Genomic DNA, 25,582 nt, shown 5'->3' with positions numbered 1-25,582 from the left:
TTCAAACGGGATATTTTTTGCCAGACACGCACTGCTTGGGCACCGGGAGGCCTTTTAAACAAAAAAGGAATTTTGGTTTTGACAGCGGTACCGTTGCTTCGCCGCACGCCCTTGTCAGATAAGCGTTACAGCAAAATGGCTCTATGATCTTCGAACGACCGTTCGAGAAAAAATCCGGAGTTTCCCTATGCGGAAAACTATGCTGTGCAGGTCAATCGGGAGAATGAATTACCGTCACTCGGTGAGCAGTCCGATTTTTCTTTTTTTAAGTAATGGGGGCTACTACTGATTAAGGGTAAAAGAGGAATTCGGCGGGCAGGTTTTTAAAACAGAAAAGCCGGTCTTTGTAGACCGGCTTTTCTGTGGATTGTCAGCGGATGACGTCTGTATCTCGAGCTTGCTCAGCGTTTCAAGCCGGTTTCCTCGTCGGCGCCGATGGCGAGGTTCATGCATTGGATTGCCGCGCCCGACGCGCCCTTGCCCAGGTTATCGAGGCGCGCGACGGTCACGAAGCGCTCTTCGTTGCCGAACACGAACAGGTCGACACGGTTGGTGTCGTTGTTCGCCTGTACGTCGAAGAAGCCGCCGTCGAGGTTCGCGTCAGCATCGAACGGCGCGACATGCACGAAGGCCTCACCCGCGTAGTACTCGGCGAACAACGCCTGCACGTCTTGCGGCGTGGCCTTCTTGGCCAACTGGTTCGGCGAGAAGAAGGTGGTGACCGCGAGACCCTTGTAGAAGTCGCCGACGATCGGCGTGAACACCGGCGCCGACTTCAAGCCCGTATGCGCCGCCATTTCCGGCAGATGCTTGTGCGTGAGACCAAGCGCATAGGGACGCGGGCTCTTGAGCTTGTCGTTGCCGCCAGCTTCGTAGTCGGCAATCATTTTCTTGCCGCCGCCGCTGTAACCCGTGATCGAATAGGCGTGCGCGGCGAAGTCCGCAGCCACGACGCCGGCTTCGACCAGCGGGCGCATGGCCAGCACGAAGGCCGATGCGTGGCAGCCCGGCACGGCGATGCGCTTCGCCGTGCGCAGACGCTCACGTTGCGAGCGCGCCAGCTCGGGCAGGCCGTAGGCCCAATCGGCCGATGTGCGGAAAGCCGTGCTCGCGTCGAGCAGCACGGTGTGATCGTTGTCGACCAGCGAGGCCGACTCGCGCGAGGCGACGTCCGGCAGACACAGGAACGTGACGTCCGAAGCATTGATGAGACGACGGCGCTCTTCGAGATCCTTGCGCTTCGCTTCTTCGATACGCAGGATCTCCACGTCGGCGCGTTGCGACAGGTATTCGAAAATCTTCAGGCCGGTCGTGCCTTCCTGTCCGTCGACAAAAACTTTCGTGCTCATCTCGATCTCACTGGCTTGCTGGAAACGGGGCGCGACGCCGCGCCGGAACGCTATTTTAAGACCTGATAGCGGTGGGTGTGCAAAACGGGGTGAAAAAACGACGATGCGCGCAGAAAGTGACATCGGCGTGACGGGTTACGCGACAGATGCAAGCCGATGCCGGCGGGTTCCAGGCAGATTGGCGACGCGCGCCAAGGGCCGCGCCGTGCGTGTCCGGGCGGCAGACGCACCCGCGTCAAGCGTGCGGCAGGGGTGCCGATGCCCGGCGCGAGCCTTGGGATGCCGCGCTATCAAATCCCCGCGCGGCCGCCCGCATTCCATCGCGCCGTCGCGCCGGCAATACGTACGCCGAACATTCGCGCCGTCTCAAGATCGCCCGCGGGTGGCGCTTCTTCCGGTGACGCATCCGCTGGGGACTGTGCCAGCAGGCCGGTGAAGCCGCCTACGTAGTTCAGGTCGTTGCGGGTGGCCGCCTTGGTGTTCGACGGCATCATGCCGGTGCCGACCCAGATCATGCTGTGTTGCATCGCCAGGGTGACGAAGTACTGGATCGTCGAGAACTTGTCGCCGTTCATGGTTGCCGAGTTGGTGAAGCCGGCCGCGATCTTGTCTTTCCACGTTTGGCCGAACCACGGTTTCGAACTTGCGTCGGCGAATTTCTTGAAGTCGGCGGACGGCCCGCCCATGTAGGTTGGCGCGCCGAAGATGATGGCGTCCGCGGCCGCCAGTTCCGCCCAGCCAGCGTCATCGATCTCGCCGACAGGCAGGAGTTTCGCGTCCGCGCCGGCTTCGAGCGTGCCGGCCAGCACGGCCTCGGCGACTTTCTTCGTGTGGCCGTAGCCGCTGTGATAAACGATGACGATCTTCGACATGGCACTCTCCGGCAGGATGAAAAAGCAGAGGTTGGCACGGCAACGTTGCGCGTATATTTCGCGGGCGCCGCTACCGGCCGTAGTTGACCACCATCCGCGCGCTGCCGAGCGTGGCGGTCCCGATCTCATGGTCGAACATGATTGCGGGGCGCCCTTGCGCGAGGCGCAGGTCCGCTGTGCTCAGCGCATAAACGGTGATGACGTAGCGATGGGGTTTGCCTGGCGGCGGGCAGGGGCCGCCGTATCCGTCGATATCGAAGTCGTTGCGCGCTTCGAGCGCACCGAGTTTCTTCAGGAAACCCGACGCGCTGGCGTTCTCCGGCAAGCTGTCGACGCTAGCGGGAATGGCCGCAACTGCCCAGTGCCACCAGCCTCGGCCGGGGGCATCCGGATCGAAGATCGTGACCGCGAAACTGCGTGTACCGGCCGGCGCATTGCGCCACGTCAACTGTGGCGATCGATTGCTGCCTTTGCAGTCGTCCTGATTAAAAACCTGAGCTGCATCTACGGTGCCACCCGCGTGGAAACTGGTGCTGTCCAGCGTGAACGCATCCTCGGCGAGTGCGTGCGTGCTATGCGCCGCGAATAGCGCAAGACCCAGCATCGCGCAGGTGAGGGACGGCATACGGCGGAACAGCGAAGCAAGCGAAACAACCAGGCAACGCGAGCGCATGTGCCGGTTCTCCTGTCAGGGCGCGAGGCGGTTGTCCTCGCGAGGATTATTGTCCCTATTTTGTGCCCCAAGGTCGATTCAAGTCTAACATTCGCTTTGCGACGACTCATTGTTGCCGCCAGCGGGTTTGGTGGACATGAAATCGGCTATAGTCGGAGGAATTGTCCGCGCGAATACAGACCGCGCACCCGATCAGTTCAAGTACCAAGAATAGAAAGGCATGTCAGAAGTTTTGGAGAGTGGTTTATCTGTCGAGGGGAGGGCAATGCAAGATCCAGTCAGGGTCGTGGTCGCTGACGACCATCCAGTGATTCTGTTCGGCGCCGAACAGGCTTTGCTCAAGTTTCCCGGTCTGCAAGTCGTCGCGCATGCGCGACAGTCAACCGAACTGATCAAGGTGCTGCAGACCGTTCCGTGCGACGTGCTCGTCACGGATCTGGCCATGCCCGGCGGCCAGTACGGCGACGGCTTGCCGCTGATCGGCTATCTGCGCCGCAATTTCCCCGACCTTCCTATTGTCGTGCTGACGATGCTGGAGAACGCGGCGCTACTCAAGCGGCTGAGTGAGCTCGGGGTCACCTCGGTCGTCAACAAATCAGACGATCTGAGCCACATCGGGCTTGCGGTGCAGCACGTCAGCCGCAACCTGGAATATATGAGCCCGTCGGTCAAGGCGTCGCTCGATACGCTGCGCATGAACGCCGGCGGCAAGAGTGACGATGTGATGCTGTCCCGGCGCGAGCTCGAGGTTGTGCGCCTGTTCGTGTCCGGCATGACGATCAAGGAAATCGCGGAGCAACTCAATCGCAGCATCAAGACGATCAGCACGCAGAAAAATACGGCAATGCGCAAGCTTGGGATCGATCGCGATTCGGAGTTGTTCCAGTACGCGCAGAGCAACGGCTTGCTGAATCTGTCATCGCATTCGGTCGACGATACCGGCAGCCCGTCTTAGCCACAGCGCTACTTTTGTCAGGCTGGAAGAGCACGATAAAAAAACCGCCTGTCGTTGTGCGACAGGCGGTTTTTTCATTTCATCCGCATTGAGCGGTTGCGCTTACTGCGGCGTTGCGTTGGCGCCGCCGTGTGCCGCCGACCATTCGGCCGGGGCGTGCAGGAATTTTTCCACTTCGTCGAGCGTTTTGGTGTCGAAGTAGTTGTTTGCCTTGGCGACACGCAACACGTCCCACCACGTGGCAAGCGCGTGCAGATCGACGTCGATGTCTTTCAGCACCGACACGCTTTCCTTGAAGATGTTGTAGTGGAACAGCACGAAGCAGTGGTTCACCGTTGCGCCGGCGGTGCGCAGCGCATTGATAAAGTTGATCTTGCTGCGGCTGTCCGTAGTCAGATCCTCGACCAGCAGTACGCGTTGGCCTTCGGTCAGCAGACCCTCGATCTGCGCGTTACGGCCGAAACCCTTCGGCTTCTTGCGCACGTATTGCATCGGCACCATCAGGCGGTCGGAGAGCCATGCCGCGAACGGGATGCCGGCGGTTTCACCACCGGCCACCGCGTCGATCTGTTCATAGCCGACGTCGCGCAGGATGGTGGCTTCAGCCATTTCCATCAGCCCACGGCGCACGCGCGGATACGAGATCAGCTTGCGGCAGTCGATATAAACCGGGCTCGCCCAGCCGGACGTGAAAATGTACGGTTTCTCCGCATTGAAGTGCACAGCTTGCACTTCCAGCAGCATCTTGGCGGTGGTGTCGGAGATCGTCTGGCGATCGAAGCCTGTCATGGGCGGATCCTTGGGTGTGAGCGAGGAGAAGCGGGCGCGGGGCCCGGTGGCGCAGCAAGCGGGGTATGCCGCGCCGTGATGGGCGGAATACGCGGCCCGTCAGTGCAGTACAGGCCGGTTTTGCTGCGCGCGTAGCCCGACATTTTACCCGAAATGGGCCCTCCCGAGGAGGCCGTCGTACAGACGAGCCGCGAATGACGGTCATAACGGCCGTACTGAACGACGCTGGCAAGGTTCGTTGGGCACTGCTTCGTCGCCGCTTCCCGGGCTGTTTGGCGGCCGGTTTTATGGCTGGCTTGTGAGCGGCTTTGGGCGCCTTTACACTCACGCGAATTTCATGGCGACCGCCTATGCCGGTCGCCGCCATGTCCTACGGAACGCTTTCAATGACCCCCGCTTCTTCCGCCACCGAGACCCGAGAACCCACCAGGCGTGGCTATGCGGGGCGCGCGCTGATCGCATCGGTGCTTGGCTACGCGATGGACGGCTTCGATCTGCTGATCCTCGGTTTCATGTTGCCGGTGATTGCCGCGGATCTGCATCTGAGTTCGGCGCAGGCAGGTTCGCTCGTGACCTGGACGCTGATTGGCGCTGTCGCCGGTGGTCTGATTTTCGGCGTTTTAAGCGACTATTTTGGCCGTGTGCGAATGTTGACGTGGACGATTTTGATCTTCGCCGTCTTCACCGGCCTGTGCGCGCTGGCGCAGGGTTATGCCGATCTGCTGGCTTATCGGACCATTGCAGGCATTGGCCTCGGCGGCGAGTTCGGCATCGGCATGACGCTGGTGGCTGAAGCGTGGCCGGCGTCGCAGCGGGCGCGCGTGTCGTCCTATGTCGGCCTGGGCTGGCAGCTTGGCGTGCTGGCGGCTGCGTTGCTGACACCGCTGCTGCTGCCGGTGATCGGCTGGCGCGGCATGTTCGCCCTTGGATTGCTGCCAGCGGTGGTGTCCTTTTTCGTGCGGCGGCGCGTCGAGGAGCCGGCGCTGTTCACGGAGCGTGTCGCACGCGGCATGCGCAAGCTGCCGCTCAAATTGCTGGTGGCCGACGCACGCGCCACACGTGCGAGCATTGGTGTCGCGATTCTCTGTTCTGTACAGAATTTCGGCTATTACGGTCTGATGATCTGGCTTCCGAGCTATTTGTCGAAGACATTCGGTTACTCGCTGACCAAATCCGGCGTGTGGACCGCCGTGACGGTTCTCGGCATGGCGGGTGGCATCTGGTTGTTCGGCATGGCCGCCGACCGGTTCGGCCGCAAGCCGACGTTCCTGCTCTACCAGGTGGGCGCGGTGGTGATGGTGTTCGTCTACGCGCATCTGACAACGCCGATGGCACTGCTGATCGGCGGCGCGGCCATGGGCGTGTTCGTCAACGGGATGATCGGCGGCTATGGCGCGCTGATCTCCGAGCTTTATCCGACCGATGCGCGGGCCACCGCGCAGAACGTGCTGTTCAACGTCGGCCGGGCGGTCGGCGGTTTCGGGCCGGTGGTCGTGGGCGCATTGGCCGCGCGGTATTCATTCGGTGCCGCGCTGGCTTTGCTCGCCTCGATCTATCTGCTCGACATCTTCGCGACACTCTTTCTGATCCCCGAACGACGCGGCGCCGAGCTCGAATGACGTGCGCGTGACACACGCACGGCCGTCAGCAAAAATGGCCGCCGGATGCGGCGCTGCAGCATTGCCAGCGCCTGTTTCGCCGATGGTGAGCCGCGTTAACCAGTCAGTGCATCGACTCATTCGGGGTGTACACTGATCGACCCGCGTAGCACTCCGCACCGTCTTGCGCTCCGCCGAGGTTCGACGCTGCGCCCAACCGGCGCATGCGAAAACCGCCGCCGTCGATTATCCATTCGATAGACGCGAAGCGCCGTCAACGGTCAGTGTGCCGGGCCCGATTACTTACGTCTCGCAGGTTAAAAAATGGACGAACAACTTAAGCAAAGCGCTCTCGCCTACCACCAGTTTCCGAAACCCGGCAAGATTTCGGTCACTCCCACCAAGCCGCTGTCGAACCAGCTCGACTTGTCGCTCGCCTACTCGCCGGGCGTCGCCGCGGCCTGCATGGCGATCTACGAAGACCCGCTCGACGCGCAGAAATACACCTCGCGCGGCAACCTGGTCGGTGTGATCACGAACGGTACGGCCGTGCTCGGTCTCGGCAACATTGGCCCGCTGGCCGCGAAGCCGGTGATGGAGGGCAAGGGTTGTCTGTTCAAGAAGTTCGCCGGCATCGACGTGTTCGACATCGAACTCTCCGAATCCGATCCGGACAAGCTGGTCGAAGCGATCGCCATGCTCGAGCCGACCTTGGGCGGCATCAACCTTGAAGATATCAAGGCGCCGGAGTGCTTCTACATCGAGAAGAAGCTGCGCGAGCGCATGAAGATTCCCGTCTTCCACGACGACCAGCACGGCACGGCGATCATCGCCTCGGCGGCGATCCTGAACGGCCTGAAAGTGGTCGGCAAGAAACTCGACGAAGTGAAGCTGGTGTGTTCAGGCGCAGGCGCGGCTGCCATTGCGTGTCTGGATCTGCTGGTGAACCTCGGCCTGTCGAAAAAGAACGTGCTGGTCACGGACTCGAAGGGTGTGATCTACGAAGGCCGCGGCAATCTGGATCCGTCGAAGGAACGCTACGCGGCGAACACTGAAGCGCGCACTCTGGCTGACGCGATTCGCGGCGCCGACGTGTTCCTCGGTTGCTCGAGCGCCGGCGTGCTGAAGCCGGAAATGGTCGCCGAAATGGGCACGCAGCCGCTGATTCTGGCGCTGGCGAATCCGGAACCGGAAATCCGTCCGGAAGAAGCGAAGAAGGTGCGTCCGGACTGCATCGTCGCGACTGGCCGTTCGGACTACCCGAACCAGGTCAACAACGTGTTGTGCTTCCCGTTCATCTTCCGTGGCGCGCTGGATGTCGGCGCAACCACGATCACGGAAGAAATGAAGCTCGCGTGCGTGCGCGCGATTGCGGAACTGGCCGAAGAAACCGACCAGGGCGATGAAGTCGCGAAGGCTTACGAAGGTCACTCGCTCGAATTCGGTCCGGAATACCTCATTCCGAAGCCGTTCGACCCGCGTCTGATCATCAAGATCGCGCCGGCTGTCGCGCAAGCCGCGATGGACTCGGGCGTTGCGACCCGTCCGATCAAGGATATGGACGCGTACCGCGAAGAACTCGGCACCACCGTGTACCGCACCGGCATGGTGATGCGCCCGGTGTTCCAGGCGGCCAAGTCGGAGCCGGCGCGTATCGTGTTCGCCGAAGGTGAAGACGAGCGCGTGCTGCGCGCCGCGCAATTCGTGCTGCTGGAAAAGATCGCCAAGCCGATTCTGGTGGGTCGTCCGTCGGTGATCGAAATGCGTCTGAAGAAGATGGGCTCGAAGCTGAAGTGCGGTGAAGACTTCGTAGTCGTCGATCCGGAAGACGATCCGCGCTATCAGCAATGCTGGCAGGCTTACCACGAACTCGGTGCGCGCGAAGGCGTGACGCCGGACGTCGCGAAGGCCGCGATGCGCAAGTTCAACACGCTGATCGGTGCGATCCTGGTGCGCCTCGGCGAAGCCGACGGCATGATCTGCGGGATGATCGGCCAGTACCACACGCATCTGAAGTTCATCGAGCAGGTGCTGGGCAAAGCGGACAACGTGCAGAACTTCGCCGCGATGAATCTGCTGATGTTGCCGGGCCGCAACCTGTTCATCTGCGACACGTACGTGAACGAAACGCCGACCGCTGAACAGCTCGCCGATATGACGATGCTGGCTTCGCGCGAAATCGAAAAATTCGGCATCACGCCGAAGGTTGCGTTGCTGTCGAATTCGAACTTCGGCAGCGCGCCGTCGGCGTCGTCGCAACGTATGGCAGCCGCGCGCAAGCTGATTGCCGAACGTGCACCGTCGCTCGAGATCGACGGTGAAATGCACGGCGACGCGGCGTTGTCGGAGATGGTCCGCAAGGCCGCATTCCCCGGCACGACGTTGAGCGGTGAAGCGAACCTGCTGATCATGCCGAACGTCGAAGCAGCGAACATTGCGTACAACCTGCTGAAGATGGTCGGCGGTGAAGGCGTGACCGTCGGTCCGTTCCTGCTGGGCGCGGAAAAGCCGGTTCACATTCTGACGCCGGCCGCGACTGTGCGCCGCATCATCAACATGACGGCAGTGGCTTCGGCCAATGCGCGCAAGCGGGTGAACGCGCAATAAAAATGTTCTGATGTCGAAGCGGCGCTGCATCGCGGCGTTCGCAGTCAGCTCTGCAAGAGCGCCACGGAAGCGGATTTCGTGGCGCTTTTTATTTGTGCACTCTGCTTTGCACGAGCGTTTGTCTGAGAGATTCTTAAGTCGATCGCCGAGCTTTAGGACTGGTCCTATTCGATTCGCTGTGACAATTTTGTAAAGTTACTTCTGAGGCGCGGCACTGCTTGGTGGCAACGGAACAGTCGGCTGGCCACTCCTTTGTCCCTCAGTAGGTGTTGCGCTTCCTCTGGTGTTGAGTAGTTGCAGTTCTGATGATGAAGACAGTAGTACCAATGGGTTGTAGTACTCGTAGTAGATGTGTGTAGCTGGTAGTTGAAGTTGCGGTTAGTAGTTGCGGTTGCGGTTGCGGTTGCGGTTGTGGTTGCGGTTGCTGTTGAAGTTGCTGTTGAAGTTGTAGTTGTAGTTGTAGTTGTAGTTGTAGTTGTAGTTGTAGTTGTAGTTGTAGTTGTAGTTGTAGTTGTAGTTGTAGTTGTAGTTGTAGTTGTAGTTGTAGTTGCAGTCTGGTAGTTGTCTGTTTGTTTTTGGTTGGTTGTTGTTGTGTTGTTGGAAGGAGCAGTACCGCTTGTTCTTGTACACACGCATCATGCATCACGTGTCGAAACAGGCAAAAAAAGGCGACTGTCCGTGAGGGCAGCCGCCTTTTCCATTTCAGCCCGACGCCGGTCGGTCAAGCCGGCAAAATCATGCCGCGTGCTGTGTCTTCCCTGCTTCCGGCGAGCGCCAGCGAGTCAGCAGCTCGTTCCACTTGACCCGCACGCCCTTCAGATTGTTTTCCTTCACGTGACCATAGCCACGAACGCCGTCCGGCAGATTTGCCATCTCGATGGCCAGCTCGCGCTTTTGCGCAGTCAGGCCGCCGATCAGTTCGCGCACCAGCGCCTCATACTCGCCGATTAGCGCGCGTTCGGTGCGACGCTCTTCTGTCTTGCCGAACGGATCAAATCCCGTGCCGCGCAGGAATTTCAGCTTGGCCAGCATGTGCATGGTGTTGAACATCCACGGCCCGTACTTTTTCTTGACCAGATGACCTTTGGCGTCTTTCTTCGAGAACGTGGGCGGTGCGAGGTGGAGGTGCAGCTTCCAGTCACCTTCGAAAGTCGCCTTCAGCTTTTCGATGAACGCCGGATCGCTGTACAGGCGCGCGACTTCATACTCGTCCTTGTAAGCCATCAGCTTGTGCAGGTTCTTCGCGACCTCTTCGGTCAACGGCAACTGGCCGTCGATCGAATCAAGCGCGGATTCGGCCACACGTACTTGCGATACCAATACACGATAGCGGTCCGCGTACGCAGGATTCTGGTACGCGGTGAGATAGTCGGCACGTTTGTCGATCAGCGTGTCGAGCGCCTTCGGCGTGTGCAGCGAGATGATCTTGCTGCTCGTTGTTTCTGCTGCGACACCGCGTCCTTGTGACTTCGCGAGTTCGCGCACCGCCGCCAGATCATGCGCGGCGCGGCGGCCCCATTCGAACGCTGCTCGGTTCTTCTCGATCTGCACGTTGTTCAGTTCGATCGCGCGCATCAACGACTGATAGGTCAGCGGCACCCAACCGCGTTGCCACGCGTAGCCGAGCACGAACGGATTCGTGTAGATCGCATCGCCGAGCAGCGCGACGGCGAAGTGATTCGCGTCGATCATGTCGACACCGTCGTCGCCCGCACCGGCACGCACGTCTGCTTCCGTGCTGCTGCCCGGGAAGCGCCAGTCCGGGTTTTTGATCAGCGCGGCGGTCGGCGTGTGCGCACTATTGAGCACGACGCGTGTGTGGCCCGCCTGCATCCGCGAGACGCATTCGTCGCTCGCGGTCACGATCGCGTCGCAGCCGATCACGAGACTTGCTTCGCCCATCGCGATGCGGGTTGCGTGGATGTCGGCTGGGTTCCTGGCGATCTGCACGTGGCTCATCACGGCGCCGCCCTTTTGCGCGAGGCCGGTGACGTCGAGTACCGTGACACCCTTGTTTTCCAGGTGCGCGGCCATCCCGAGCAATGCGCCGATCGTCACGACGCCCGTGCCGCCGACGCCGGTCACCAGCACACCGTAAGGACGCTCGATCGACGGCAACTCAGGTTCCGGCACCGGCGGCATCGCGTCGGCAACGATACCTGACGCGGCCTTCGGCTTGCGCAGTTGGCCGCCTTCCACTGAGACAAAGCTCGGGCAGAACCCGTTCACGCACGAGAAGTCCTTGTTGCACGTCGACTGATTGATCTGGCGTTTCGTGCCGTACTCGGTGTCGAGCGGTTCCACAGATAGACAATTCGACTTGACCGAGCAATCGCCGCAGCCTTCGCACACCGCCTCGTTGATCACGACACGGCGCGCCGGATCCGGATACGTGCCGCGTTTCCGGCGGCGGCGCTTCTCGGTCGCGCAGGTCTGGTCGTAGATCAGGATCGTGGTGCCGGAAATCTCGCGAAGCTGGCGCTGAACTTCGTCGAGCTTGTCGCGATGATAAATGTCGATGCCGGGTGCGAGGCCGACGTTCGCTGTGTACTTGTCTGGCTCATCGGTGACGATCACAATCTTCGTCGCGCCTTCGGCTGCCAGTTGATGCGTAATCTGCGGCACGGTCAGCACGCCGTCGACGGGCTGGCCGCCCGTCATCGCGACCGCGTCGTTATAGAGAATCTTGTAGGTGATGTTCGCCTTCGACGCGATCGCCGCGCGAATCGCGAGCAGGCCGGAGTGGAAGTAGGTGCCGTCACCGAGGTTGGCGAACACGTGCTTGTCGTTGGTGAACGGCGCCTGGCCGATCCACGCGACGCCTTCGCCGCCCATCTGGCTGAAAGTGCTGGTGCTGCGGTCCATCCACACGGTCATGTAGTGGCAGCCGATGCCGGCCATCGCACGCGAGCCCTCCGGCACGTTCGTCGACGTGTTGTGCGGGCAGCCCGAGCAGAACCACGGCTTGCGCTCGGCTTCGACGCGCGGACGCGCCAAGGCCTTTTCCTTCGCTTCGATGACCGCGATACGTGTCGCAATGCGCGCGCGCACGTCGGACGGTAAGTCGAACTTGTCGAGCCGCGTGGCGATCGCCTTGGCGATGATCGCCGGCGACAGTTCGTAGTGAGCCGGCAGCAGCCAGTTGCCCATCGGCACCGACCATTCGCCACCCGCGCCGTCCTTCTCGTCGAACTTGCCGAACACGCGCGGACGCTGCGTGTCGGGCCAGTTGTACAGTTCTTCCTTGATCGCGTATTCGAGAATCTGGCGCTTCTCTTCGACGACCAGAATTTCGTCGAGGCCGCGCGCGAACGCATGGGCGCCTTGGGCTTCAAGCGGCCATACACAGCCGACCTTGTACAGACGGATGCCGATGCGCGAACAGGTTTCGTCATCGAGACCGAGATCGGTCAACGCCTGACGAACGTCGAGGTAAGCCTTGCCGCCAGTCATGATGCCGAAGCGCGCATGCGGCGAATCGATTTCGACGCGGTCCAGTTTGTTCGCGCGCACATAGGCGAGTGCCGCATACCACTTGTAGTCGAGTAGACGCGCTTCCTGCACCAGCGGCGGATCCGGCCAGCGAATGTTCAGACCGCCTTCGGGCATCGCGAAGTCGTCCGGCAGGATGATTTTTGTGCGGTGAGGATCGATATCGACCGAAGCTGACGATTCAACCACGTCGGTCACGCACTTCATCGCCACCCACAGGCCGGAGTAGCGGCTCATCGCCCAGCCATGCAGGCCGAAATCCAGATATTCCTGGACGTTCGACGGAAACAGCACCGGCAGGCCACACGCTTTGAAGATGTGTTCCGACTGATGCGCGAGTGTCGAGGATTTGGCGGCGTGGTCGTCGCCGGCGAGCACGAGAACGCCGCCGTGCTGCGCTGAGCCGGCTGAATTACCGTGCTTGAAGACGTCGCCGGAGCGATCGACGCCCGGGCCCTTGCCGTACCACATCGAGAACACGCCGTCGTATTTGGCGCTGGGGTACAGATTGACCTGCTGTGAACCCCACACGGCGGTCGCAGCGAGATCTTCGTTGACGCCGGGTTGGAAGACCACACGGTGCGCGGCGAGATGCTGCTTCGCCTTCCAGAGGGATTGGTCGAGTCCACCGAGTGGTGAGCCGCGATAGCCGGAGATAAAGCCGGCGGTATTGAGCCCGGCGGCCTGGTCGCGTTCCTGCTGCAGCATCGGCAGGCGCACTAGCGCCTGGATGCCGCTCATATACGCGCGGCCGCGTTCCAGGGTGTATTTGTCGTCGAGCGTGACGGAAGATAGCGCGGCTTCGAGCGAGGCTCGCTGACCTGCGTCTAGCGGGGCATTCATTATGTGTACTCCTCCACCCAGTTTGGGATCGCCAAAACTTTTTGGGCCGCGGCATCTTGTGAATGCGTATGGCCGGGGTCGCCATATTGACGTGTTTTAAGTGATGGTAGCACTGGTAAAAACCCGCCGCAGCAAGCCCGGAAATGCGGCGGTGCAGCGTGACTTTTACGATGCGCATCGAAAGATTTCCTGCGCCGATGTCCCACTGTAACAAGCTGTAAAAACTACAAATTCGCGGAACCGCAGTTGAAATGTCTGTCTAACACCCCACCTGCGAGCAATGTCTGCGCAACGCTCCGCATTCGGTGGAGCTTCAGGACAGCAGGGCAGTTAGAAAAGGAGTACGCATGAACACTAGAAACATCCAGACGTTCCTGATGGTTTCGGCCGCATTCTTCGCCATGAGCGCGCCGGTGCGCTCGAGCACGAACTCGGGCAGCGCAGGGACGCTGTCGAACGCGATCACCAGCACGGCGCAAGTCGCGCCCGCACGTATTGTGGTGGAGCGCATTGCACGATCCACGAAGGCCGACGAGGAAGAGCAGAATTCGTGATGCGTCGCTGATGCGACGCGTCGATTGGAAATCGGCCGTGGCCCCGCTTCGGGCAACGGCATAAACGACAAAGGGCGAGGGTCGCAAGATCCTCGCCCTTTTTTATCGTCCCCAGATTTCGCGCGGGGTTTTAGTCGTCAGGCCTTGTCCTGAACCACGCCGCGGCGAATCTGATCCAGCTCGATCGATTCGAACAGCGCCTTGAAATTGCCCTCGCCGAAGCCCTGATTGCCCTTGCGCTGGATGATCTCAAAGAAGATCGGTCCGATCTGGTTTTCGGTGAAGATCTGCAGCAGCAAATCATCGGGGGCGCCGTCGATCAGGATCTTGCGTTTGCGCAATTCGTCGAGCGGCTCGCCGTGATTCGGCACACGCCGATCGACCAGTTCATAGTACGTGTCGATCGTATCGAGCAGCGAGATGTTAGCCGCGCGCAAACCGTCCACCGTGCGGTAGATGTCATTGCTGCCCAGCGCGATGTGCTGGATGCCTTCGCCGTGGTACTGGTCCAGATATTCCTGGATCTGACCGGCTACGTCCGACCCTTCCTCATTGATTGGAATGCGGATCTTGCCGCAGGGCGAAGTCATCGCCTTCGATTTCACGCCGGTTACTTTGCCTTCAATGTCGAAGTAACGCACTTCCCGGAAATTGAACAGACGCTCGTAGAACTCCGCCCATTCCTGCATGCGGCCGCGATGGACGTTGTGCGTGAGGTGATCGATGTAGGTCAGGCCATGGCCAACCGGATTCGGATTCGCGCCGGGAATCGGCTCGAAGTCGACGTCGTAAATATCGACGTTGCCAATGCTGCCCGCCTCGGCGCCATTCTTGCCGCGCCAGCGGTCCACGAAATAGATCAGCGAGTCGCCGATACCCTTGATTGCCGGGATGTTCAGTTCCATCGGGCCGGTCTTGTTGTCGAAGCCCCAGGCGCCTTTTTCCAGCGCTTGCTGGTAAGCCTTCGCCGCATCCTGCACGCGGAAGGCGATCGCGCAGATCGACGGGCCATGCAGGCGCGTGAAACGTTGCGCGAACGAATGCTGTTCCCCGTTGACGATGAAGTTGATTTCGCCCTGACGATACAACGTCACGTCTTTGTGACGATGCCGTGCGACGGCAGTGAAGCCCATCTGCTCGAACAGTTTGCCGAGCGCTTTCGGATCCGGCGCGGTGTATTCGATGAACTCGAAGCCGTCGGTGCCGACGGGGTTTTCCCAAGTTGAAACCTGCATTGTCTGTCTCCTATGTCGACCGGAGTTAGCGCTTTAGGGCTTACTCCGGTCCCAAGCAAAGTTGTCGACCGGAGTTAGCGCTTTAGCGCTTACTCAGGTCCCAAGCAAAGTTGTCGACCGTAGTTGGCGCTTTAGCGCTTACCCCGGTCCCAAGCAAAGTTGTCGATCGGAATTGGCGCGACTGAATGACGCAAGTGTAAAGGCCTGCTTGCGACGAAAACTTGCGAAGTTAATCGCGCGCCGATACGCTTGAGCTATTTTCTAGCTCACTTACACATACAGACGGCAGAAAATGGCCAAAATAGAGATAGACGCCATCGACAGACGCATTCTGGCAATCCTTCAGGAGAATGGCCGGTTGTCGAACCAGGAGATCGCCGAGCGCATCAATCTGTCGCCGAGCCCGTGTCTACGGCGTATCCGTCGGCTGGAAGAGAGTGGGGTGATTCGCGGCTATGTCGCGCTGCTCGATGCGCAAAAGCTTGGGCTCGATCTGCTCGCTTACGTCAACGTGCGGCTGGAAAAACGCAGTGGTCCTGCGCTCAGTCCGCGCGGCGACACCACGCATGCCGATCTGTTTCGCGCGGCAGTGCAGACGTGGCCGGAAGTGGTCGCATGTCATGCAATGACGGGAGACATGGATTACCTGCTGCGTGTGCAGGTTGAAGACATGGCGCACTTTTCCCGCTTCGTGCAGGACCAGTTGTTGCGCCATCCCTCAGTGGTCGACGTGAAGACGAGCTTTTCGCTGGAGAAGTTCAAGGAGACGACGGCGCTGCCCATTTTGTGAGCGCGTGGCCGCAGTCAGGTGACGGACAAACAAAAAGGGCAGCCGCAAGGCCGCCCTTTTTCGCTGAAACTCAGACTGGTTAAGCCGCTTCAGCCGCTGGCATGAACGATTCGAACAGCTTCGACGCCTGACGCGCCTGGCGCTTGAGTGCGTAGTCAAATACGGCGGCTTGTTCCTGCAGCATCTCAGCAATGATGCTCGATTGATCCGCCGGCGGCAGCGTCAGGTAGGCGTCGGCTTCTCCGTACGCGTACTCGATCTTCATGCCGGCCTTTTTCGCGATGTGCATCATGGTCGAATTGCGCGACAGGCAGTGCATGTAAAGCGTGGTGACATGCGTATTGCGGCTGCGGATGGCTGCACGTTCGAAGAGCTTGGAGCCGATGCCTCGCCCGCGAGCGCTTTCCAGCACCGACACGCCGAACTCGGCGGTGCGTTTGTCGCCTTCGGCCGGCAGATACGCCAGATGGCCGACGCCGGTGAGTTGCAACTGGCTGTTGAACACGCCGAAGACCGTGTCGCGCATGAAATCGATCGCGCGGACGTAGTTTTCAATGACGTGGTTCGGCACGATCTGACCAAAACGCAGGAGGCGGTCGTCTTCGTCGAGCGCGAGGAAGTGGGTCAGCAGTCGCTCACGGTCGACCGTGGTGAGTTCACGGACCAGAGCAGGCGCACGACCGCCTGACTGCAACAGACGATCGTGTGCGACGATCGGCTCAGCGGCGCGGGGTGTAATCATGTTCATGGTCGGGTTCTCCTTTTGATCGAGCGGTATGGTGCACCGCAAAAACGATTTTAGCGGAAACCCTGGCTCGATACTAGGGAAAACCCGTATCAATAATGGAGGGCGTCGCCTAAAAAGCTGGCACCCTATTTTTAATTGATTGATTATTAACGAAAAAAGAAATTGAACGAGCGTTCGTGACAAGCTGTCGCAGCCCAGGCTGCAGGTGCCAGCTATCCTCTCTGAATAGTGCGGCCGTGGGCAATCAGCGTTCGGCAGAACTCAATCCGTGGTCCACCATATTGACCACCTGCTCGGCAAATTCCCGGTAGCCCATCCGGCCGTCAGGCTTGAGCCAGGTGAAGGTCCAGTTGATCATGCCGAACACCATCATCGTGAGCGCGGTCTGGTTGTCGCGCGTGGCACGTTCCGGATAGGCGCGGGCCAGTTGCCGCGCAAATGCCGCGACCACATCGCGCTGACGGTTCAGGATGACTTCTCGCTGGGTGTCGACCAGATACTTCACGTCGTTCAGGAGCGCGACGTGGCGACTGTGCGACGTCTCGTACTCGGACAGAAACGCTCGGATCAGCTCCGCGAAGGTTTCCCGCTCGGACAGCCCGCGACGTTGGCTTGCACCTTCCACCTCGGCGATGATCAGCATCAGCCGCTTCGTGTAGCGATCCAGCAGATCGAACAGGATCGCTTCCTTGCTCGCGTAGTAGTGGTAGAGGCGCGCCTTCGAAGTGCCGCTAGCGGCAGCGAGGTCGGCCATCGAGGTGCTTGGGTAGCTGGTCTGCGCGAATTTCGCCGCGGCCAGTTCGAGAATCTGATCGCGCTGGGTTTCGTGGTCGGGTGCTCGGGTACGGGCCATGGTCGTCTATTTTATTAGTGTGGACAGGGGGCAAGTGCCGCGCACATTTCGAGGGTGCGCCATGCACCCGCGTCGCCACGCAGCTTGATGCGGCGCGTAGCGGCAAGTTCGCGGAATCGCCACAGCACGATGCTGTCGCTTACCAGATACCAGAGTTCGGCGGCCATCAATTCGGCGGCAACCCGCGCGGCGGGCTGCCAGTCGCCGGTGGCCTGTTCGAGAATCAGCGCGTCCAGATCGGCGAAGCTGCCGCTCGTGAAAGTGTTGTCGCGCCAGCGCCGTGTCTCGCCATTCGCGTGTTTGGCTTCCTGCCATTCGAGCGCGAGCCGGCTGATGCGCAGAACCGAAATCGGCGCCGCATCCGGCAGGCGTCCTTGCAGTACAGCCGGGGCGAACATGCCGACGGAAGTCGCGTGGTCTTTGCGGCTGTGCGCCCATGCGCCTGGATCGGTGAGGTCGCGAATCGACAGGCGCACTTCATTCAGCCGTTGCGGATTGTTGCGCAGGTGGTAACAGACGCGGCGTAGCATGAGTTGATCGGCCGAACTTTCACCGTGCCAAACCACCAGATTCGCTTCGCCGCGCGCGATGTTCTCCAACGCGGCCGCCTGCTCGCGGAATTCCCGCAGAAAATCGCGCCGGGCGTCCGTGCTGACCCGGTCCCAGAACTCCGCCCGCACGTCGGGGCCGTCATCGATGCCGCGCAGTGGACCGACCGCAAGATCGTCGCGCAAGGCGTGCACGCGCTCGTCGCGGCCCGCCTCGGCTAGCGCGGCGCGCGGTGACTCGGCGGCGACGTCGCCGTTAGTGAGGTGGATGGTGCTCATCGGCAGTGGCTTGGGCTTGCGAAAAACGACAAAAAAGGGGCCGCTCATCGATCAGGGTAGATATCCGATCGCGAGCGGCCCCTAGTGTAAGCGGATCGCGCACCTGCTGAAAGCGTTCCGGGCGTCGCACGGTCGCCCGGCGCCTTCGGCTCAACGCTCGTCGTAGCTCACCACCACCCGATCACTAATTGGATGGCATTGGCAGGTCAGCACGAAACCGTCGCGGATTTCATGTTCTTCCAGCGTGTAGTTCTTTTCCATCTTGACCTCGCCCTCCAGCACCTTGGCGCGGCAAGTGCAGCAGACACCACCTTTGCACGCATAGGGCAGCGCGAGGCCGGCGCGCAAGCCGACGTCGAGCACACTCACGCCCTGATACGGCAGGCGCAGCTTGCGCCGTTTTCCGTCGAGGACGATCTCGAGGTCGGCGGCCGGTGTGTTGTCGGTGATCTCGACCGGCGGCACGCCCGCTTGCGGCAGCGGCGAACCGAAGCGCTCCACATGCACTTTTGCCGAAGGCACGCCCGCGGCTTTCAGTGCGGCCTCGGCCGCATCCATCATCGGGGCGGGGCCGCAGATAAAGGCTTCGTCGATTGCATCGGCCGGCAGGAGGTTCTCGATGAAGGCCGCGCACTTCTGCTGGTCGAGCACGCCGTTGAACAGCTCGACGTCCTGCAGGTCGTCGGACAGCACGTGATAGAGCACGAAGCGGTTCATGAAGCGGTTCTTCAGATCTTCGAGCTCTTCCGCGAACATGATCTGGTCAGCGCTGCGGTTGCCGTACACCAGGGTGAAGCTGCTGCGCGGCTCGACTTCGAGCGTGGTCTTGATAATCGCAAGCACCGGCGTGATGCCCGAGCCGCCGGAAAACGCGAGGTACTGCTGACCCTGGTCCGCGTTCAGATGCGTGAAAAAACGGCCATCGGGCGTCATCACGTCAATCGTGTGGCCGGGCTGCAGCGTGTCGAACGCGAAGTTCGAGAAGCGGCCGCCGCGCACGCGCTTGATGCCGATGCGCAGTTCGCCGTCGCGATCGTAATCGGTGACGCCGACGCAGATCGAATAGGAACGGCGCGTTTCTTCGCCGTCAATGTGCGTTTTCAGCGTGACGAACTGGCCCTGCGTGAAGCGATACTGATCGCGTAGTTCGGCGGGGACTTCGAAGGCGACCGACACAGCGTCGGCGGTTTCAGGTCGCACTTCGCGGATACGCAGCGGGTGAAATTGCGGGGTAGCCATATCAGTATGGTTTGAAGTAGTCGAAGGGTTCGCGGCAGTCGAGGCAGCGGTACAGCGCCTTGCAAGCCGTCGAGCCGAATTGCGCGAGACGCTCGGTATGCGCCGAGCCGCAGCGCGGACACGACGGCGCCGGCAGTGCACGCGGCATGAAACGCAGTACTTTTTCCTGAGACGGCACGGCGGCGCCGCAATTGCCCGTGGGTGGCGCAATTCCGTAGGCGCGCAGCTTTTCACGCGCGTCGGCGGTCATCCAGTCGGTGGTCCAGGCCGGGGCGAGGACCGTGGCGACCCGATAAGGCTTCAGTTCGGCCACATCGAGCGCATGGGCGACGTCTTCGGCAATCTGCGACATCGCCGGGCAACCGGAATAGGTCGGCGTGATCACGACTTCGAGCGCGCCGTCGGCGGCGCGCCGCACGTCGCGCAGAATGCCGAGTTCCCGAATCGAGACCACCGGAATCTCCGGATCAGGCACCGTTTCGAGCACGGCCCATGCGCGTTCCAGCGTGGCGTCGGCGGCGGGCGTGGCAGTCAAGGTCGTCATCGTGGAGGTCCGTTGGGTTCCGGTTGTGTGCTCAGGTGCGTACTTACCAGGTGGCGCCGGGATGCTGGCGCGCGAGGCTTTGCATTTCGGCCAGCACGAAGCCCATGTGCTCGGAGTGTTCGCCATGCTTGCCGGTCGTGATGTGCTTGACCGCTGCGGGCAGCGTGAGGGTGGCCTGGTCGAGCGTGGCCCGTACGTCTTCGAGCCATGCCGTTTCGAGCTCCGACGTCAACGGCCCGACGCCGGCGGCGGCAATAGTCTCCTCCACCGCGTCGGCACTGAAAAACTCGCGCGTGTACGGCAGCAGATAGTCGAGCGCGGTTTGCGCGCGGCGATGTGATTCGTCCGTGCCGTCGCCGAAGCGGATCAGCCACTCGCTCGCGTGGTGCACGTGATAGCTGGTTTCCTTGATCGACTTGGAGGCGATCGCGGCAAGCTGTTCGTCCTTCGACGTAGTGAGCGCCGACCACAGATGCGCCATCAGCGTCGAGTACAGGAAATTGCGCACGATCGTGACCGCGTAGTCCTTCTCGGCTTGCGCGGTGCCGGCAAGCGGGCCGTAATGCGGCAACTCAGCTAGCGTGTAGTTGGCGAACTCGCGCTCGGCGCGGAAGTAGGCGTAATCGTCTTCCGTCCGGTTTTTGCCGGTGAGTTGCTGTTCCAGCGCGGCGGCGTGCGTGTACAACAGGCGCGCCTGGCCGATCAGATCCAGACTCATGTTCGACAGCGCGATATCTTCTTCGAGGATCGGGCCGTGGCCGCACCATTCGGTATTGCGCTGACCGAGGATCAGCGCGGTATCCGCGAGGCGCAGTACGTACTGCAAATGTTGGGGCGTGATATTCATGGCCGCGCTTACATGTGGTTGACTTCGTCGGGGAGCGTGTAGAACGTCGGATGACGGTAAATCTTGTCGCCAGCCGGTTCAAACAACTCCGCCTTGTCTTCCGGCGCGGACGCCGTGATCGCCGAGGACGGCACCACCCAGATGCTCACGCCTTCCTGGCGGCGCGTGTAGACGTCGCGCGCCATGCGCAGCGCCATCGGCGCGTCGGCGGCATGCAAACTGCCGCAGTGTTTATGGTCGAGTCCCTGCTTGCTGCGCACGAAGACTTCCCAAATCGGCCATTCCTTGTTCATCGCTGATCTCCTGATACTTTGTTCGGCTTGCCGCGTGAGCGTGCGGTCGCGTGAGTTAAGCGGCGTGCTGTTGCGCGCGCTGGCGTTGTTTTTCAGCGTGAGCGAGGGCGGCTTCGCGCACCCAGGCGCCGTCGTCGTGCGCTTTCACGCGGGTCGCGAGACGTTCGTTGTTGCACGGACCGTCGCCATTTACAACGCGCCAGAATTCTTCCCAGTCGATGTCGCCGTAGTCGTGGTTGCCGCGGGCTTCGTTCCACTTCAAGTCGGGGTCCGGCAGCGTGACGCCGAGCACCTTGGCCTGGTCGACGGTGGCGTCGACGAATTTCTGGCGCAGGTCGTCGTTCGAGATGCGCTTGATGCCCCATTTCGACGACTGATTGCTGTGGATCGAGTCCTTGTCGCTCGGGCCGAACATCATCAGCACCGGCCACCACCAGCGGTTCACGGCTTGCTGGACCAATTCGCGTTGCGCTTCGGTGCCGCTCATCATCGACATCAGCGCGTCGAAGCCCTGACGCTGATGGAACGACTCTTCCTTGCAGATCCGGATCATGGCGCGTGCGTACGGGCCGTAAGTGCAGCGGCACAGGGGGATCTGGTTCATGATCGCCGCGCCGTCCACCAGCCAGCCGATCACACCGACGTCCGCCCACGTAGGCGTCGGGTAATTGAAGATGCTCGAATATTTGGCTTTGCCCGCGTGCAGCGCCGCGATCAGCTGGTCGCGCGAAACGCCGAGCGTTTCGGCCGCGCTATATAGATAGAGGCCGTGGCCGGCTTCGTCCTGCACTTTGGCGAGCAGAATCGCCTTGCGCTTCAGGCTGGGCGCGCGTGAGATCCAGTTGCCTTCCGGCAGCATGCCGACGATCTCGGAATGCGCGTGCTGCGAGATTTGCCGCACCAGCGTCTTGCGGTAGGCGTCGGGCATCCAGTCCTGAGGCTCGATCTTGCCGTCGGCGGCCATGACTGCGTCGAATTGCGTCTGCTCGAGTGAGCCCGCTGCCGCGTCGAGCGGGGCGACGTTGCCGGGGATATCCAGGGATTGCGTGTACATGGGGACGCTCTCAGCGGAAGTTGTCTGTGTCTGCGCAGTATAAACCAACCGACCGGTCGGTTAATAAATTTTTTGAGACGAACGGCCATTGTCGATAGAGGGAGGAAGAGGCGGCGCCGAGGGCGTTTCACTTGCGCTGCCGCCCCGCGCCGACACTTAACCTATAAAATTGCGAATTGGCTGCGATTTGCGGCCTTCCTGCATCCCCCGGTACTCATGTTACGTCTAAGCGAAATCAAACTCCCGCTCGATCATCCCGAGAGCGTTCTCGAAGCCGCTGTCCGCGCGCGCCTCGCTGAGCTCGGTGTGGGCGACGACGGGCTCATCCGGTACACGGTGTTCCGTCGCGCGCACGACGCGCGCAAGCGCGCCGACATCAAGCTCACCTATATCGTCGACGTTGAGGTGAAGGATGAAGCCGCCGCGCTCAAACGGCTCGCCGATGTGCCGCACTGCGCGGTGACGCCGGACATGACATACCGTTTTGTTGCCAAGGCGCCCGCGCAGATGACCGCCCCGCGTCCGGTCGTGATCGGCATGGGTCCGTGCGGCCTGTTTGCCGGGCTGATCCTTGCCCAAATGGGTTTTCGCCCGATTATTCTGGAGCGCGGCAAAGCCGTACGCGAGCGCACCAAAGATACTTTTGGCCTATGGCGCAAGTCGGTGCTCAATCCTGAATCGAACGTGCAGTTCGGTGAAGGCGGCGCGGGTACGTTCTCGGATGGCAAGCTTTACAGTCAGATCAAGGATCCGAAGCACTACGGCCGCAAGGTGCTCGACGAATTCGTCCGGGCGGGCGCACCGGAGGACATTCTCTATCTGAGCCGGCCTCATATCGGCACGTTCCGCCTTGTCAGCATGGTCGAAAAAATGCGTGCGACCATTCACGAACTGGGCGGCGAAGTGCGTTTCGAGACGCGAGTCGACGATATCGACATCGATCAGGGCAAGGTGCGCGGGCTCAAGCTCTCGACAGGCGAGAATCTGCGCTGCGACCACGTGGTGCTGGCGGTTGGCCATAGCGCGCGCGATACCTTCCAGATGCTGAACGATCGCGGCGTGTATATGGAAGCGAAGCCGTTTTCGCTCGGTTTTCGGATCGAGCATCCGCAAGGGTTGATCGATCGCAGCCGTTTTGGCAAGTTCGCCGGGCACAAGCAACTCGGCGCCGCCGACTATAAGGTGGTGCATCACTGCAGCAATGGGCGCGCGGTTTATAGCTTCTGCATGTGCCCTGGCGGCACGGTGGTCGCGGCGACTTCCGAGCCGGGCCGTGTGGTGACCAACGGCATGAGTCAATACTCACGGGCGGAGCGCAATGCCAACGCCGGGATTGTCGTCGGCATCACGCCGGACGATTATCCGGGCGGGCCGCTCGCCGGTATCGCCTTTCAGCGCAAATGGGAAGAGCGGGCGTTCGAACTGGGTGGCGGTAACTATATGGCGCCGGGTCAGCTGGTCGGCGACTTTATCGCCAGGCGGCCGTCTACGTCGCTGGGGTCGGTGGTGCCGTCCTACAAACCGGGCGTGCATCCGACCGATCTCAGCACGGCGCTGCCTGACTACGTGATCGAAGCGATCCGCGAGGCCTTGCCGCAGATGGATAAGAAGATCGCCGGGTTTGCCATGCATGACGCCGTATTGACGGGCGTCGAGACGAGAACGTCGTCGCCGATTCGCGTGCGGCGCCGGGACGATTACCAGAGCATGAATGTCGAGGGCTTGTATCCTGCCGGCGAGGGCGCGGGGTACGCCGGCGGAATTTATTCGGCTGCTATCGACGGGATCGAGGTGGCCGAGGCGCTTGCGTTGAAGATGACGGGGGCGTTGGCGGCGGGCTGATTGGTCCGCGCCTGGGCACCCGTGCCTGTCTCGTGACTCGTTCGGTGCGGCAACGCTGATACGGGGCGCGGCGACCGTATGACAGCGTTCGCCAGGTCGGGCGCGATGGCCATGGCGATCGGGCACAATGCACGTTTCGCATCGAACTGACCACCCGAATGACCATTCGCACCCTGGCTGCCGCATGTGGCGCGGCGCTGCTTTGCCAATTTGCCGTTTCCCAGACCGCTCTTGCCGCCGACGCCCCAGCTCATTGGGTCACCGCCTGGGCGACGGCGTTGCAACCTATTCCGCAGCGGTCGGATTTGCCGCCGCTTTACCGTGCGCCGGAAGTCGCTGGACGCACGGTTCGTCAGATCGTTTATCCCACGTTGTCAGGTAAATCCGCACGAATTCATCTCAGCAACGAGTATGGCAAGACGGCGCTCGCTATCGAGGATTTGCGCATTGCGCGCTCGGCCGGCGGGGCTGCATTGGGCAATGGCGGCGCGCGCGTGACGTTTGGTGGCAAGAGCTCGGTGAGCGTGCCGGCCGGTGGGGAGTTGGACAGCGATCCGATTGCTATCGACATCGCTGAAGGGGCGCCCTATGCGATTAGTACGTTCATGGGGTCGGAACAGCGGATCGTGGCATGGCATCGGGTCTCGAATCAGTTGAACTTCGTTTCCGGGCCAGGTAATCACACTGGCGACGCTACTGCTGAGTGGTTTCGCGGCCGGTTCACGCAATATGTGTGGGTGACGGGTTTGTCGGTGGACGCGCCTTCATCGGCTGCTGTCGCCGCGATTGGCGACTCGATTACCGACGGCATGCGCTCAAGCCTGAATCAGAATCGACGCTGGCCGGACGCGCTGGCCCGCCGGTTCGCCAGCACCGGCGACCACTCGACGGCGATCGTTAATCTTGGCATTAGCGGCAATCGCTTATTGAGCGATTCTCCTTGCTATGGCGACGCGCTCGTCCAGCGGTTCGAGCGGGACGTGCTGGAGCGCCCGGGCGTCAAGACGGCGATTCTGCTGATCGGAATCAACGACATCAATTTTGCTGAGATGCCGCCGCGTAGCGGGCTCGACTGCGACGCGCCACATACCGCGGTGACAGCCGCCGATCTGATTGCCGGTTACCAGCGGGTGGTTGCGGCCGCACGGCACCGTGGCGTGAAGGTGTTCGGCGCAACGTTGACGCCGGCTTCGCTGCCGGCGCAGCGGGAGGCGATCCGGCTTGCGGTCAATCAGTGGATTCGAACCAGTCGCGCCTTCGATGGCGTTGTAGATTTCGACGCTGCACTACGCGAGTCGGCACAACCAGATCGCCTGCAACGCGCCTTTGACAGCGGCGACCATATCCATCCCAGCGATGCTGGATACACCGCGATGGCTGAAGCGGTTCCGATCGCCGCTTTAGTGAATTCAACTCGGAAGTAAGTCGCCAAAAAAAGATTTTCGCCAAAGCCTTGTCACATGCCCCAAGTTCGCCTCCTCGTTTGCGAACGAGGGCCGCGGCGGAAACCAGCGGCTGTGGCGTCAACAAGGTTTTAAGCGAAAGCGGAAAAATGTTGTTGACAAAGCGAAAAAGAGC

General features: G+C 61.1%; 22 protein-coding genes. 7 read left to right on the top strand and 15 right to left on the bottom strand.

Annotated elements, in window-relative coordinates:
- Nucleotides 1–401: 401 nt before the first annotated feature.
- The 3 genes from argC to PQR67_RS34435 all read right to left on the bottom strand — a co-directional run bounded on the left by argC (nucleotide 402) and on the right by PQR67_RS34435 (nucleotide 2,894).
- Entirely contained in the window at nucleotides 402–1,349 is a 948-nt protein-coding gene (argC, locus tag PQR67_RS34445; RefSeq protein WP_408467265.1) for an N-acetyl-gamma-glutamyl-phosphate reductase, read from the bottom strand.
- A 290-nt stretch (nucleotides 1,350–1,639) separates the two neighbouring features.
- Nucleotides 1,640–2,221, bottom strand: a complete 582-nt coding sequence (locus tag PQR67_RS34440; RefSeq protein ID WP_408467264.1) for a flavodoxin family protein — start codon at nucleotides 2,219–2,221, stop codon at nucleotides 1,640–1,642.
- A 70-nt stretch (nucleotides 2,222–2,291) separates the two neighbouring features.
- Entirely contained in the window at nucleotides 2,292–2,894 is a 603-nt protein-coding gene (locus tag PQR67_RS34435) for a YbhB/YbcL family Raf kinase inhibitor-like protein (protein WP_408467263.1), read from the bottom strand.
- Between the two features lie 265 nt (nucleotides 2,895–3,159).
- Between PQR67_RS34435 and PQR67_RS34430 the strand changes: the two genes are divergently transcribed.
- A complete protein-coding gene (locus tag PQR67_RS34430) occupies nucleotides 3,160–3,849 on the top strand; it encodes a response regulator (RefSeq protein ID WP_408467262.1) in 690 nt (229 codons plus the stop codon).
- Between the two features lie 102 nt (nucleotides 3,850–3,951).
- Here the strand turns inward: PQR67_RS34430 and PQR67_RS34425 are convergent, their stop codons facing one another.
- Nucleotides 3,952–4,638, bottom strand: coding sequence for an orotate phosphoribosyltransferase (locus PQR67_RS34425; protein ID WP_074281967.1), 687 nt, complete (start codon nucleotides 4,636–4,638; stop codon nucleotides 3,952–3,954).
- Between the two features lie 386 nt (nucleotides 4,639–5,024).
- Here PQR67_RS34425 and PQR67_RS34420 point away from each other — a divergent pair, with 386 nt between their 5' ends.
- Together PQR67_RS34420 and PQR67_RS34415 are read left to right on the top strand one after the other, a co-directional pair.
- Nucleotides 5,025–6,257 (top strand): MFS transporter, encoded by a 1,233-nt coding sequence (locus PQR67_RS34420; protein WP_408467261.1) that lies wholly within the window; start codon nucleotides 5,025–5,027, stop codon nucleotides 6,255–6,257.
- A 303-nt stretch (nucleotides 6,258–6,560) separates the two neighbouring features.
- A complete protein-coding gene (locus tag PQR67_RS34415; RefSeq protein ID WP_408467260.1) occupies nucleotides 6,561–8,843 on the top strand; it encodes an NADP-dependent malic enzyme in 2,283 nt (760 codons plus the stop codon).
- Between the two features lie 378 nt (nucleotides 8,844–9,221).
- Here PQR67_RS34415 and PQR67_RS34410 read toward each other — a convergent pair whose 3' ends face one another.
- Nucleotides 9,222–9,482 carry a hypothetical protein gene (locus tag PQR67_RS34410; protein WP_408467259.1) on the bottom strand — a complete coding sequence of 87 codons (261 nt, stop codon included), beginning with the start codon at nucleotides 9,480–9,482 and terminating at the stop codon, nucleotides 9,222–9,224.
- A gap of 96 nt (nucleotides 9,483–9,578) precedes the next feature.
- Nucleotides 9,579–13,178: an indolepyruvate ferredoxin oxidoreductase family protein gene (locus PQR67_RS34405; protein ID WP_408467258.1), complete on the bottom strand. Its 3,600-nt coding sequence runs from the start codon at nucleotides 13,176–13,178 to the stop codon at nucleotides 9,579–9,581.
- A 347-nt stretch (nucleotides 13,179–13,525) separates the two neighbouring features.
- Here PQR67_RS34405 and PQR67_RS34400 point away from each other — a divergent pair, with 347 nt between their 5' ends.
- Nucleotides 13,526–13,732 carry a hypothetical protein gene (locus PQR67_RS34400; RefSeq protein ID WP_408467257.1) on the top strand — a complete coding sequence of 69 codons (207 nt, stop codon included), beginning with the start codon at nucleotides 13,526–13,528 and terminating at the stop codon, nucleotides 13,730–13,732.
- A gap of 137 nt (nucleotides 13,733–13,869) precedes the next feature.
- Here PQR67_RS34400 and hppD read toward each other — a convergent pair whose 3' ends face one another.
- Complete coding sequence (gene hppD / locus PQR67_RS34395; RefSeq protein ID WP_408467256.1) at nucleotides 13,870–14,967, bottom strand: 4-hydroxyphenylpyruvate dioxygenase; 1,098 nt, start codon at nucleotides 14,965–14,967, stop codon at nucleotides 13,870–13,872.
- 292 nt (nucleotides 14,968–15,259) lie between these two features.
- Between hppD and PQR67_RS34390 the strand changes: the two genes are divergently transcribed.
- Complete coding sequence (locus PQR67_RS34390) at nucleotides 15,260–15,757, top strand: Lrp/AsnC family transcriptional regulator (RefSeq protein WP_408467255.1); 498 nt, start codon at nucleotides 15,260–15,262, stop codon at nucleotides 15,755–15,757.
- A gap of 79 nt (nucleotides 15,758–15,836) precedes the next feature.
- Here the strand turns inward: PQR67_RS34390 and PQR67_RS34385 are convergent, their stop codons facing one another.
- The 8 genes from PQR67_RS34385 to paaA form a co-directional block, all read right to left on the bottom strand.
- Nucleotides 15,837–16,505 carry a GNAT family N-acetyltransferase gene (locus PQR67_RS34385; protein ID WP_408467254.1) on the bottom strand — a complete coding sequence of 223 codons (669 nt, stop codon included), beginning with the start codon at nucleotides 16,503–16,505 and terminating at the stop codon, nucleotides 15,837–15,839.
- Nucleotides 16,506–16,749: 244 nt separating this feature from the next.
- On the bottom strand, nucleotides 16,750–17,358 hold the full coding sequence (locus PQR67_RS34380) for a TetR/AcrR family transcriptional regulator (RefSeq protein WP_120347923.1): 609 nt from the start codon (nucleotides 17,356–17,358) through the stop codon (nucleotides 16,750–16,752).
- A gap of 14 nt (nucleotides 17,359–17,372) precedes the next feature.
- Nucleotides 17,373–18,185 (bottom strand): DUF1835 domain-containing protein, encoded by an 813-nt coding sequence (locus PQR67_RS34375; RefSeq protein ID WP_408467253.1) that lies wholly within the window; start codon nucleotides 18,183–18,185, stop codon nucleotides 17,373–17,375.
- A gap of 150 nt (nucleotides 18,186–18,335) precedes the next feature.
- Nucleotides 18,336–19,424, bottom strand: a complete 1,089-nt coding sequence (paaE, locus tag PQR67_RS34370; RefSeq protein ID WP_408467252.1) for a 1,2-phenylacetyl-CoA epoxidase subunit PaaE — start codon at nucleotides 19,422–19,424, stop codon at nucleotides 18,336–18,338.
- A 1-nt stretch (nucleotide 19,425) separates the two neighbouring features.
- Nucleotides 19,426–20,031, bottom strand: coding sequence for a 1,2-phenylacetyl-CoA epoxidase subunit PaaD (paaD, locus tag PQR67_RS34365; RefSeq protein WP_408467299.1), 606 nt, complete (start codon nucleotides 20,029–20,031; stop codon nucleotides 19,426–19,428).
- Nucleotides 20,012–20,815 carry a 1,2-phenylacetyl-CoA epoxidase subunit PaaC gene (gene paaC, locus PQR67_RS34360; protein ID WP_408467251.1) on the bottom strand — a complete coding sequence of 268 codons (804 nt, stop codon included), beginning with the start codon at nucleotides 20,813–20,815 and terminating at the stop codon, nucleotides 20,012–20,014. Before paaC ends, paaD begins: the two co-directional genes overlap by 20 nt.
- 8 nt (nucleotides 20,816–20,823) lie before the next feature.
- A complete protein-coding gene (gene paaB, locus PQR67_RS34355; RefSeq protein ID WP_007179854.1) occupies nucleotides 20,824–21,108 on the bottom strand; it encodes a 1,2-phenylacetyl-CoA epoxidase subunit PaaB in 285 nt (94 codons plus the stop codon).
- A gap of 55 nt (nucleotides 21,109–21,163) precedes the next feature.
- Nucleotides 21,164–22,162, bottom strand: coding sequence for a 1,2-phenylacetyl-CoA epoxidase subunit PaaA (paaA, locus tag PQR67_RS34350; protein WP_408467250.1), 999 nt, complete (start codon nucleotides 22,160–22,162; stop codon nucleotides 21,164–21,166).
- Between the two features lie 216 nt (nucleotides 22,163–22,378).
- Here paaA and PQR67_RS34345 point away from each other — a divergent pair, with 216 nt between their 5' ends.
- On the top strand, nucleotides 22,379–24,004 hold the full coding sequence (locus PQR67_RS34345; protein WP_408467249.1) for an NAD(P)/FAD-dependent oxidoreductase: 1,626 nt from the start codon (nucleotides 22,379–22,381) through the stop codon (nucleotides 24,002–24,004).
- Between the two features lie 158 nt (nucleotides 24,005–24,162).
- Nucleotides 24,163–25,428, top strand: a complete 1,266-nt coding sequence (locus tag PQR67_RS34340; protein ID WP_408467248.1) for an SGNH/GDSL hydrolase family protein — start codon at nucleotides 24,163–24,165, stop codon at nucleotides 25,426–25,428.
- The last annotated feature ends 154 nt before the right edge of the window (nucleotides 25,429–25,582 follow it).

Source organism: Paraburkholderia fungorum, from assembly GCF_046026025.1.
Lineage (GTDB): Bacteria > Pseudomonadota > Gammaproteobacteria > Burkholderiales > Burkholderiaceae > Paraburkholderia > Paraburkholderia fungorum_E.
This window is presented reverse-complemented; position numbering and strand designations above follow the sequence as displayed.

Coding starts and splice junctions, on each gene's coding strand:
- argC (WP_408467265.1), bottom strand. CDS start 1,349: ATGAGCACGAAAGTTTTTGTCGACGGACAGGAAGGCACGACCGGCCTG.
- PQR67_RS34440 (WP_408467264.1), bottom strand. CDS start 2,221: ATGTCGAAGATCGTCATCGTTTATCACAGCGGCTACGGCCACACGAAG.
- PQR67_RS34435 (WP_408467263.1), bottom strand. CDS start 2,894: ATGCGCTCGCGTTGCCTGGTTGTTTCGCTTGCTTCGCTGTTCCGCCGT.
- PQR67_RS34430 (WP_408467262.1), top strand. CDS start 3,160: ATGCAAGATCCAGTCAGGGTCGTGGTCGCTGACGACCATCCAGTGATT.
- PQR67_RS34425 (WP_074281967.1), bottom strand. CDS start 4,638: ATGACAGGCTTCGATCGCCAGACGATCTCCGACACCACCGCCAAGATG.
- PQR67_RS34420 (WP_408467261.1), top strand. CDS start 5,025: ATGACCCCCGCTTCTTCCGCCACCGAGACCCGAGAACCCACCAGGCGT.
- PQR67_RS34415 (WP_408467260.1), top strand. CDS start 6,561: ATGGACGAACAACTTAAGCAAAGCGCTCTCGCCTACCACCAGTTTCCG.
- PQR67_RS34410 (WP_408467259.1), bottom strand. CDS start 9,482: ATGATGCGTGTGTACAAGAACAAGCGGTACTGCTCCTTCCAACAACAC.
- PQR67_RS34405 (WP_408467258.1), bottom strand. CDS start 13,178: ATGAATGCCCCGCTAGACGCAGGTCAGCGAGCCTCGCTCGAAGCCGCG.
- PQR67_RS34400 (WP_408467257.1), top strand. CDS start 13,526: ATGAACACTAGAAACATCCAGACGTTCCTGATGGTTTCGGCCGCATTC.
- hppD (WP_408467256.1), bottom strand. CDS start 14,967: ATGCAGGTTTCAACTTGGGAAAACCCCGTCGGCACCGACGGCTTCGAG.
- PQR67_RS34390 (WP_408467255.1), top strand. CDS start 15,260: ATGGCCAAAATAGAGATAGACGCCATCGACAGACGCATTCTGGCAATC.
- PQR67_RS34385 (WP_408467254.1), bottom strand. CDS start 16,505: ATGAACATGATTACACCCCGCGCCGCTGAGCCGATCGTCGCACACGAT.
- PQR67_RS34380 (WP_120347923.1), bottom strand. CDS start 17,358: ATGGCCCGTACCCGAGCACCCGACCACGAAACCCAGCGCGATCAGATT.
- PQR67_RS34375 (WP_408467253.1), bottom strand. CDS start 18,185: ATGAGCACCATCCACCTCACTAACGGCGACGTCGCCGCCGAGTCACCG.
- paaE (WP_408467252.1), bottom strand. CDS start 19,424: ATGGCTACCCCGCAATTTCACCCGCTGCGTATCCGCGAAGTGCGACCT.
- paaC (WP_408467251.1), bottom strand. CDS start 20,815: ATGAATATCACGCCCCAACATTTGCAGTACGTACTGCGCCTCGCGGAT.
- paaB (WP_007179854.1), bottom strand. CDS start 21,108: ATGAACAAGGAATGGCCGATTTGGGAAGTCTTCGTGCGCAGCAAGCAG.
- paaA (WP_408467250.1), bottom strand. CDS start 22,162: ATGTACACGCAATCCCTGGATATCCCCGGCAACGTCGCCCCGCTCGAC.
- PQR67_RS34345 (WP_408467249.1), top strand. CDS start 22,379: ATGTTACGTCTAAGCGAAATCAAACTCCCGCTCGATCATCCCGAGAGC.
- PQR67_RS34340 (WP_408467248.1), top strand. CDS start 24,163: ATGACCATTCGCACCCTGGCTGCCGCATGTGGCGCGGCGCTGCTTTGC.